This is a genomic window from uncultured Thiodictyon sp. (genome assembly GCA_903837595.1).
GTDB lineage: Bacteria > Pseudomonadota > Gammaproteobacteria > Chromatiales > Chromatiaceae > Thiodictyon.
On record CAILVI010000235.1, the window covers coordinates 1 to 7,553 of the forward strand.

Genomic DNA, 7,553 nt, shown 5'->3' on the forward strand with positions numbered 1-7,553 from the left:
CGATGCGCCGCCCGCCCTTGGTGAGGGTCATGGCCAGGTCGCCGGGGAGTGCGCCGGTGGCGATCCCCGCCGGGCGGTGCTGGGCACCGTCCCACCAGTCGCGCCAGGCGGCGAAGGCGTGTGCGTGTGCAGCCGGGCCAAATCATCCAGGAAGGGCTGGCGCAGGGTCGGCCACAGCCCGCCCTGGCCCTTGAGGCCGAAGTGCAGGTCGGTCAGGTGCAGCCAGGAGAAGGTATCAGCGGGCATTGGTGCGGCTCCGGGGAATTCCGGCGAACAGTGCCGTCAGGAGGCGGCGATTTCCTCGGGAGCACGTCGCATCGGCGGCTGCCTTTGGGGGGGTCTCGTTGCGCCAATCATAACGTGTCTAGCCGACCAGTTGCTCCTGCCTTTGGACCAACCCCGCCGCCATGCAAAGGGTTCTCCCCGTGTCTATACTGCCTGCGTTGCTGATGGTTCGGGTATTCACTGCGTCGCCCGGCGCGCCTCGAGCACCCGATCCACCGCCGGCGGACCGCGCTGGCGCGGCCCTTCCCACCCAGGTCTCGTAAACACTGTTACGACCCTGATCCTCGCGGGCACCGGCCTGTATTTGCTCGTCCGCGCCCCGCTGCGCGGGCCGGAGACCGCGCACTCAAGGGCGCCCGCCAACGCCTCGCCCGCGTCATGCACGCACCCACCACCGAGGAGCTGGCGATTGCCGTGGCCCTTGGGGGCTCCGCGGTGCTCGTCGGCACGGCCTATGCCGACTATCGTGGCGTGAGCACGGGCGCCGACGGATCGGGCGGCGACGGAGATTCAGTGGACAAAAAAAGGGAGGCGTTGCAGCCTCCCTTTTAGTTTCCTGAGTGGGTCAGGAATCAGTTCAGTGTTGCGTTATAGACATCCACCACGGCCCCATCCTTCCAACCTTTCCACTCGATCCGGTCACCGACTCGGTAAACGTGGCTGGTCCGATTCCACTGAATCGCCGCGCACGGCAGGATACTGAGCGTGGTGCCGGCCTGGGTCGAGAGCGTGGTTCCATTCACGGCCGTGATCACGCTCTTGGCCGCGCTCTTAATGGCGCCCTTGGGAACGGTGCACGATGCCGCCGGCGGGGGATTCACCACCGGGGCGGCGGCAATGACCACCGAGGCGTTCACCGTGGCCACCTGACCGGCGCCGTCGGTCACTTTCAACACCGGGGTGAAGGCCCCCGCGACGGATGGCGTCCCGGAGAGGATGCCAGCAGCCGAGATCGAGACGCCTGTCGGCAGGCCCGCTCCAGTCCAGTTTAGGGAGCCGTAGCCGCCCGTTGCACTGACCGAACCATTGAACGCAGTACCCACCTGGCCCGTCGTGGGAACATTGGTGGCGCCCAGCACGATGCCGGCGGGCGGATTGACCGTAAAATCAAACGTCTGATAAGTGGACTGACCATTGGAATCGCTGACCGAGAGGGTCACCGGTGTGGTGCCGACCCAGATTGAAGCGCCCACGATGTCGGTGCCCGCGAGCGAGAAACCCAGCGGCAGGTTGCCGACGCTGATCGTGTAGGGCGCGACACCCCCCGAGATGACGACCGGAACCGGCGTGATGGTCGTGGCGAAGTTGACGGTTTGAGCCGGCACATTGGCAAGGGTCAACCCTTGGGAAATCGACGTCGTGTCCGAGACACAAACCCCTTGGGAAAGCGTGCCGCTGTAGGTAATCAAGTTGCCACCCGCAAAGAAGGTATTCACGTCCAAAGGCGGAACAATGGTGGTCGTCGCCTTGGCGATCTGAATTGCCGGCCCCCCGTTGTTGGGACCGCCGCGGGTTTCAACGATGGCCGCACGGACGTTGACGGCATTGGTAATCACCTCGTTGGTGCCGGAGCACGCCACTACATCGGGAACCACCGGTGCCGCGTCATTGATCGTGATGGTCAATGGCACGCTGTCGCTGCCATAGCCCAAGGAATCAATGGCCAATAGGGTCAATGCCGAGGTTCCCACCGTTGTGGGGGTGCCCGAGATGATGCCGGTCAGGGCATCCAGCGCCAAGCCATCCGGCAGGGGGCCCCCGATCAGAGAATACTCAAAAACACCGGTACCACCGGTCGCACTCAGGTGGTACGCAAATGCTTGTCCGACGGTTCCGATCTGATCCCCCGCCGCCAGCGTGACTTGCCCATCGACGACGCTGAACGGTGTCGCAATGGAGGTATTGAAGCCATTGGTGACGTCAGCCACATTGATATTCAGTGTAAATACCTGACCAACCAGACCCGGATCGCCTACCTGGCCACTGATAATGCCCGTGCTCCCATCCACCGATAATCCGGCCGGCAGACCGGTCACAGAGTACGTGAGAATATCGGCAGGATCGGACGCCGAGGCATCGATCTTGGCACTATAGCTGATGTTCAATACTGCATCAGGAATACTCGCATTAATCGCTGGCGCGGCAGGCGGAGCCGGCAATGGTGGGACCTGACCGTCGAAGTTGATCCCCGCCATCTGGGCCACAATGAATGGCCCCAGGTCGGCCGGATCGGGTTGCTGGGGGGTGTCGGAGGTCTTCGCCTTCGCCTCATAGGTTTCAGGATCGTGCGCACCCGTATATTTGTAGAACTCGAAGCGATAGACCACGCCGGTCGCTTCCTTATCCAGAGCCACGCCGGTGAGGTCGATTTGACCGGAGCCCGCGTTACCCGCATCGACCTGCAGTAACTACCACTCCACTTGGGTTTGGGTCTTGGCGTCCTTGATCACCTTGCCTTCCGCCATCAAGTCTTCCACGGCGACGTCTTTGCGCGTGCCAGTAGCGGTGACCTTCACCCAACGTGCCTCTCCAAATTCATAATTCTGAGGCTTGGGCGCGGCGACCACCACGTTGACCTTGGGCGGTTGGGGCACATTATTGATCGGTGCTTGCGGTACGACATTCCACTGCGGGGCGGGAACCCCTGAATCCTGATAAACAAGATTCGAGGATCCGGGAGTTCCTTCCAGCAACCAGGAATATTTGACGTTGGCCGCGGGAACCGACGTACTGACACCGAAGTGGTCGCAGGGATAGTCAGGGCCATACGTAGGCGCACCATACGGCCAGCAGCTGTCACTCGGACTGACGGGCAGGGTTCCAGAGGGAGTGCCCACATTCCAGGAGCCATTATAGGTTGCCTGATAGGTAATCTTGACGCTCTTGCCGGTTCTGTTTGAGGCTGAATCGGGGTATTCGACGACGGTGGGAGCGCCATAGCGTTCCATATTAGGCCAGCGTGATGCATCGCCAAAAATAGAAGTGATTTCTGACTGTTGCAAGTCATCCAGCTCGATCTCAAAGCCGTGGGCGGTTTTTCCGGTGTCATTGACGACATCGAAATTTTCGACTGGCCCGAACGTGGCAGCCTGGCTCGCAGTAGCCAAACCCAGTCCGATGACAATAGAGATGAGATGACTTCTCATTGAGTCCTCATGAAGGTTGAGCATTTTAGTTGGTTAAAAATCCGGGCGGAATATATATTAGCCAATACTCGTTCGTCAACCCTTAAAAAACCGCAAGGACTTTGCGCTATCGCGTTGTTCGCGGGCGCCGCGGGGCGCGGTCGGTGCCAGGCGCGCCCGAGGCGCGAGCGTTCCCGCACCGCCCCGTCGACCTGGCCCCTTCCGCAATCAAAAAGTCGCCTGGTACCCTTTGCTCAGGGGTGCAGACAGAGGTACTGCCAGATCACCGCGGCGCCGGCCAACGCGGTGATCTCAGCCGTGTCGTAGGCGGGGGCGACTTCGACTAAGTCCATGCCCCGCAAGTCGATCCCCTCCAGCCGTTTGAGGATCGCCATGACCTGCCAGGTGAACAGTCCGCCGACCTCGGGGGTGCCGGTGCCGGGCGCCTGGCCTGGATCGATGGCATCGATGTCGAATGAGAGATAGGCCGGGCCGGACGCGAGGACCGCATGCACCTGAGCGGCGACGGCCCGCGGTCCGGTCTCGTGGACCTCCTCGGCGCTGACGATGCGCACGCCGTGGGCCAGGGTCCAATCGTAAACGGCGCGCTCCACGGGCGAACGGATGCCGATCTGGATCATCCGCCGCGGATCGACCAGGCCCTCGACGATCGCCCGGTAGAACACCGAGCCGTGGCCGAGTGGCTGACCGAAGCTGTCGGGCCAGGTATCCACATGGGCGTCGAAGTGCACCAGCCCGACCGGTCCGCACCGCCGCGCCAGCGCCCGCAGCAGACCCAAGGTGATACTGTGGTCGCCGCCGATGGTGACCAGGTGGGCATATGCAGCCGCCTGCTCGGTGATCAGCGATAGGGAGCCCGGGAGGTCACCGAGGGCAATGGCGAAGTCGCCGACATCCGCGAACCCCAGGGTGCGCGGGTCCCGCCAGTTCGACGGGTTGTCGCCGTCGACCAGCATGCGGCTGGCACGGCGCACCGCCAGTGGCCCCTCGCGGGCCCCAGCGCGGTTGGTGGTACCAAGGTCCAACGGCACACCGGCCACGCAGATGCGCGCCGCGGCGGGGGCCAGGGTGCTGCCAAGAAAGCTGGGCGGGATGGCAAAGGTGGGGGTCATGGTTTGGCCAACGCCAGTCGCTAAAATGCCCCGGAACATATCACAATTGATCGGCTTGCCGATCGTGCCGGCGGTATCCTCATACCGCCGTGACTGTCAGGAGAAATCGACTGTGTTTCCGACACCTGTGCGCGTGTTTTTGACCAGGGGCATCGGCGTTCACCGCCACGCCCTGACCGCCTTCGAGCTGGCCCTGCGCGATGCTGACATCGAGCAGCAGAACCTGGTCTATGTCTCTTCGATCGTCCCGCCCCAATGCACCGTGATCCCCCGCGAGGTCGGGGTGGAGGCGCTGAAGCCCGGCGACATCACCTTCTGTGTGATGGCCCGGATCGAGACCAACGAGCCCGGCCGCCGTATCCATGCCAGCGTCGGACTCGCCCGACCCGCGAACCCCGATGGCTATGGATACATCTCGGAACACCACGGATTCGGCCAAACGGACGCACAGAGCGGGGACCATGCCGAAGACCTTGCCGCCAGTATGCTCGCGAGCTCCCTCGGGCTCGAACTGGATCCTGAGGTCGCCTGGAACGAGCGCCGCAGCATCTACGAGCACAGCCACCTGGTGATCGAGAGTCTGTCGATGACCGCGGCCACGCAGGGCGACCCCGATGGGCGGTGGACCTGTGCCGTCAGTGCCGCGGTGTTCCTCTTCTCCTGAGCCACCCCAAGGCGTTGCCCTGGGCTGCTCTAGCACGCCCCTTCGGGGCTTGGGCCGTGGTACGGCTCAAGCCCCCACCAACACTGTCTGCACCAGGCTCCATTCGCCATGGGCCTCGTCCTTGTCCCACCAGCGCAGGCGGTAGTCGCGGCTCTCAGGGGTTCCGGCGACCACGAGCGCCCGGTCGTCATGGATGGTCTTTTGGGTGAAATGACCCAGCGGCAACCAGTCGCCCTGGTTGATGCGGCTGTCAACGACCACCCCGCCATGGCCATGCTTCGGATAGTCGATGCACACCCGGGTCCGATCGGAGAGCTTCTCCACCGTGAGGGTAAAGGTGGGTGGAGCCTCATCGGGGATGCCGCTACTGCCCAGGATACCCAGGTCCTGGCCGATGGCCTCGGTGTAGGCAGGGTGCAGCTTGAGCCGTTGCACCTGGTTGAACAACCGATTGAACACGCCGGGCAGGACGGCCGGCGGCGGATCGGCGAAGGCGGCGAGCGTGGGCAGCTGGACTGGATCGTCATCGGTGCCGGTCGTCAGGAAGCCCTTGGCGGTGGTGGCATCCACTGAGTATTGCTGGATGGCCGGGTTCCAGATGACGAAGACCCAGATAAGATAATCGATGTCCGCCTGGGTAGCGGCCATCTCCTCGGCGCCTAAGCCAAGGCGCGGCCCATGTTTCAAAAGCCTAGCGATATAATGTTTCAGCCAGTTGATGCGGTCGGTCTCGGCTTGCGGGAAGTAGTGTCGTGTGCGCATGATGGCAGGACCTCCTTCTAAGAGTAGATGAAGCTGGAGGGCGGCATCCTGTTACGATGCCTATGACACAGATTCTATAGACCAAGATCAGCCGTTTTTCAAGGGATGGCGAAAAAAAATCGCGACTGACTGCCGCACTGCGGATGACTGCTTCGCATCCCAACGGCACGTTCCCGCGGGGTGGCATGCCTGCCCCCTGCCGCGGCGGCGCTGTCCCCCGCGACGCAAGCACGTGCCGGCACGATCCAATCAGGTGCTGGAGCGATCCAAGCACGTGCTGCAACGGCCCAAGCGCGTGCGGAAACGGCTAAAGCACGTGCCGGCACGATCCAAGCACGTGCGGGAACGGTCCAGGCACGTGCGGGAACGATTCAAGCACGTGCGGGAACGATCCAAGCACGTGCTGCCGCGGCTGGGGACAAAGCGAGCCAGATAATCCTTTTTTAATCATAAACTTAATGATGCTGTCCCCAGCTGCTCAAGCACGTGCTTCAGAGGTTCAAGCACATGCTCCAGCCGCATAAGCACGGCCCGTTGAGCCTGGGGAAAGGCACAGGAGCGTCGCATCCCGAGCGCGGGCCCCCCGCGACCACGCAAGAGCGGTCGCATCCCATCCTGGGAGCGCCGCACCCCAGTGCGGCGCGATCTCGCCAACGGCCACGGTGTCGGGGCTGCGGAGGGGCCGGGCCGCACTGAGATTGTGAAAATATTCGGAGCGTGCCCGATGTAGCCCGGATGGAGCGCAGCGGAATCCGGGGACGGCATCGCAGAGGCATTATGAAACAGTGAGTTGACGCCGATACCTGGATTCCGCCGCGCTCCATCCAGGCTACGACTGCAACACGTAGCGAATACTTTCACAATCTCACTGCGGTGCGGCGCCCCCAGTCGACTGGCCTGCCGGCCGACCAAGCGACCTCGGTGGCCGGGACGATGACCAAGGCCCAGTTTTGTTTCAATCCTTGTTCTGTTGGATTGGGGATGGCGGCAATACTCATGGCTATAGCGCGGAGTTGGCACAATGAATGGTTTCAATCCTTGTTCTGTTGGATTGGGGATGGCGCCCAGCGTATAGCGAGTAACCGCGCAGTGTATAGCGAGGTTTCAATCCTTGTTCTGTTGGATTGGGGATGGCGGCCCAAACGCGACAGCTTTTTCAGCGTTAGCGCCAAACGAGTTTCAATCCTTGTTCTGTTGGATTGGGGATGGCGGCCTACTGCGCACGAATTGCGGTTAGCCGGTATGATCGTTTCAATCCTTGTTCTGTTGGATTGGGGATGGCGGCCACCAGGCGGTCGAGGCTCACACCCTCGGCGATATTGTTTCAATCCTTGTTCTGTTGGATTGGGGATGGCGGCCCGGCATGTGGTTCCAACCGTAGTCGATCCCCTTGGGGTTTCAATCCTTGTTCTGTTGGATTGGGGATGGCGGCGGTCCAACCGGTCCAGCCGTGCTTCTTCACGATCTGATGTTTCAATCCTTGTTCTGTTGGATTGGGGATGGCGGCCGCCTACGACCATTCGTACGTCCCGATCGAGACGGGGTGACAATCCGTGTGCTGTGGGATTGGGGATGGCGGCCCCG

7 protein-coding genes and 1 CRISPR repeat array are annotated in these 7,553 nt (G+C 62.3%); of the genes, 2 read left to right on the forward strand and 5 right to left on the reverse strand.

Annotated features, from left to right (window positions below; all coding sequences use genetic code 11):
* Nucleotides 1–27: 27 nt before the first annotated feature.
* Nucleotides 28–246 carry a hypothetical protein gene (locus tag QZY44_RS12565; RefSeq protein WP_295446697.1) on the reverse strand — a complete coding sequence of 73 codons (219 nt, stop codon included), beginning with the start codon at nt 244–246 and terminating at the stop codon, nt 28–30.
* A gap of 417 nt (nt 247–663) precedes the next feature.
* Between QZY44_RS12565 and QZY44_RS12570 the strand changes: the two genes are divergently transcribed.
* A complete protein-coding gene (locus QZY44_RS12570) occupies nt 664–837 on the forward strand; it encodes a hypothetical protein (protein ID WP_295446699.1) in 174 nt (57 codons plus the stop codon).
* A 20-nt stretch (nt 838–857) separates the two neighbouring features.
* On the opposite strand, the gene QZY44_RS12575 is transcribed toward QZY44_RS12570, so the two are convergent.
* The 3 genes from QZY44_RS12575 to speB all read right to left on the reverse strand — a co-directional run bounded on the left by QZY44_RS12575 (nt 858) and on the right by speB (nt 4,543).
* Complete coding sequence (locus QZY44_RS12575; RefSeq protein WP_295446701.1) at nt 858–2,639, reverse strand: Ig domain-containing protein; 1,782 nt, start codon at nt 2,637–2,639, stop codon at nt 858–860.
* Between the two features lie 54 nt (nt 2,640–2,693).
* Nucleotides 2,694–3,431, reverse strand: a complete 738-nt coding sequence (locus QZY44_RS12580; RefSeq protein WP_295446703.1) for a hypothetical protein — start codon at nt 3,429–3,431, stop codon at nt 2,694–2,696.
* 233 nt (nt 3,432–3,664) lie between these two features.
* On the reverse strand, nt 3,665–4,543 hold the full coding sequence (speB, locus tag QZY44_RS12585; protein ID WP_295446705.1) for an agmatinase: 879 nt from the start codon (nt 4,541–4,543) through the stop codon (nt 3,665–3,667).
* Between the two features lie 112 nt (nt 4,544–4,655).
* Between speB and QZY44_RS12590 the strand changes: the two genes are divergently transcribed.
* Nucleotides 4,656–5,207: an arginine decarboxylase, pyruvoyl-dependent gene (locus tag QZY44_RS12590; protein ID WP_295446707.1), complete on the forward strand. Its 552-nt coding sequence runs from the start codon at nt 4,656–4,658 to the stop codon at nt 5,205–5,207.
* A 66-nt stretch (nt 5,208–5,273) separates the two neighbouring features.
* On the opposite strand, the gene QZY44_RS12595 is transcribed toward QZY44_RS12590, so the two are convergent.
* Nucleotides 5,274–5,969, reverse strand: coding sequence for a hypothetical protein (locus QZY44_RS12595; RefSeq protein ID WP_295446709.1), 696 nt, complete (start codon nt 5,967–5,969; stop codon nt 5,274–5,276).
* Nucleotides 5,970–6,921: 952 nt separating this feature from the next.
* A CRISPR array of direct repeats spans nt 6,922–7,550; the repeat unit is 37 nt; unit sequence GTTTCAATCCTTGTTCTGTTGGATTGGGGATGGCGGC.
* Nucleotides 7,551–7,553: the final 3 nt, after the last annotated feature.